The sequence below is a fragment of the Schinkia azotoformans genome, from assembly GCF_035811335.1.
Lineage (GTDB): Bacteria > Bacillota > Bacilli > Bacillales > Bacillaceae_J > Schinkia > Schinkia azotoformans.
This window is the reverse complement of the sequence record NZ_JARSMD010000047.1, coordinates 1-2,011: the sequence shown is the minus strand read 5'-3', so window position 1 is coordinate 2,011 and position 2,011 is coordinate 1. Positions and strand designations below refer to the sequence as shown.

Below are 2,011 nucleotides of genomic sequence, written 5' to 3'. Positions count from 1 at the left end.
GCTGGCTTTTTGTGCGACGGGCAGTCGCATGGAGTGTTAACTTAGTTGACACTCTTCTTTTTCTTTGTTGGACAGAGACGTCATTTCGATGAAACGACTGGTTTGAAGATAAAGAATTGAATCCCAGATGGTGAAAATCCATCCCCAAGGAGACTGACCTAGCTTGGGAAGCCTAATCTAGGGCAACACCGTGAGGTGTTGTCTGAAGGAGATGCGGAAAGTCGTGAGACCCGTAGGTGAATAGGTAGACCCTAATGCAATAAGTGTGAAGCACGGCGGCGGGATAAGTTGGTGACTTTTCGAAAAGTGAGGAAGCCCACTAAACAGGCATTTCTTTAGAAGTCAGACCGAAGAAATGTGGCTTATAACGTGATGGTGCAGGGTATGCCCAGAAGGGAAATGCGATGACCCCGTGAGGTCTCCACCTAACCGAACAAGCAGGGTTCTAGTCTATAAGGGTAATCCGAAGTGACGAAGAACGGGTGGAGAAGTCAGACGTTCTCATAGTACGGAAGTAATTCGATGACCATAACATTGAATGAACGGAAGGGGAACGACCTATGGCTCCAAGTCATGTACTAGATGTAATGGCAACAATCAAGTTACTGCGGTAAAACCGTTTGAATGTACATCAAGGAAAGGCGTGGAATACGTAATGAATCAAGAGTGGAAATTTAAGTTACACAGTATTTATGGACAAATATTGTTCGACCGGAAGCTAACCCAAAGCTTTGAACAAGTGAAAGCGAATAAGGGTGCAGGTGGTATTGATGGAGAAACAATTGAAAGTTTTGAAGCCAAGTTAGAAGAAAACATCATGACAATACTAACCAAGCTTAAAACTAAAGTCTACCAACCCCAACCAGTTAGAAGAGTATATATTCCCAAGAAAAATGGAAAGAAACGACCATTAGGTATTCCTACAATTGAAGACCGTATTGTCCAACAAAGTGTGGTTAACGTACTACAACCTAAATTCGAAGATAATCTATTTCATAATTGGTCAGTTGGTTATAGACCAAATCGGGGTGTACAAAGAGCATTGCAAATAATTCTTTGGAATATCGAGCAAGGATATAACCACATATATGATTGTGATATAAAAGGATTCTTTGATAATATACCACATAAGAAACTGATAGGAGTTTTAAAGAAGTATATATCGGACCGTACGGTCCTAGGTCTAATTGACAAATGGCTAAAAGCTGGACATATGGAAGAAGGGAAACTTATACATTCCGACTATGGAACACCACAGGGCGGGGTGATCTCACCACTACTTGCGAATGTGTATCTAAATGAACTGGATTGGGAATGGGATTTAAATGGCATCCGATTCGTAAGGTATGCAGATGATTTCCTGTTGTTCGCTAAAACAAAAGATGATATTAATAAAGCAGCTTCCTTGACTAAGAATAAGTTAAATGAATTGGGGTTAGAAATCTCCAAAGAGAAAACAAGAGTTGTCAACTTCAATAAAGATGACTTTGACTTCCTAGGATTTACATTTCATCACTGGGACCAAGGGAAGAAAGATAACAAATTGTCTTTTCATGTTACCCCAAAGAAAGAATCAATTAAAGACTTTCGATTGAAGATAAAGGAAAAGACTAGGAAGTTTCTAACTTTGAGCAAAGAGGAATGGATTAATCGTGTTAATCCGATTATTCGAGGAAAAGTCAATTATTATGTAACCATCATCAAAGCAATAAAGGCTAATGAAGAACATGGACAGGAAAGTAACTGCAAAACACGGTGGATGAGAGGGATACTACTGAGTATGGATGGATACATAAGAAGAAGGTTACGGGTAGCATTTATTCACAAACATCCTAATCAAAGAAAAGGATGGAAAATGAATAGTAAATGGAATAATGCATTCTTCCTAAGTATTAAACTAATTCCTTCTTACTGGCTCTATCTAAACAAAGCATATGGATATACCAAGGAACAATATTTGACCGACATGACTAGAAAAGCCAAAAGGAATTTAAAGAACAAAATTAGTCGA

General features: G+C 38.9%; 1 protein-coding gene. It reads left to right on the top strand.

From position 1 onward, the window contains the following. Positions 1–655: 655 nt before the first annotated feature. The coding region (gene ltrA, locus P9E47_RS21215; protein ID WP_326153955.1) for a group II intron reverse transcriptase/maturase at positions 656–2,011 on the top strand (1,356 nt) is incomplete at its 3' end.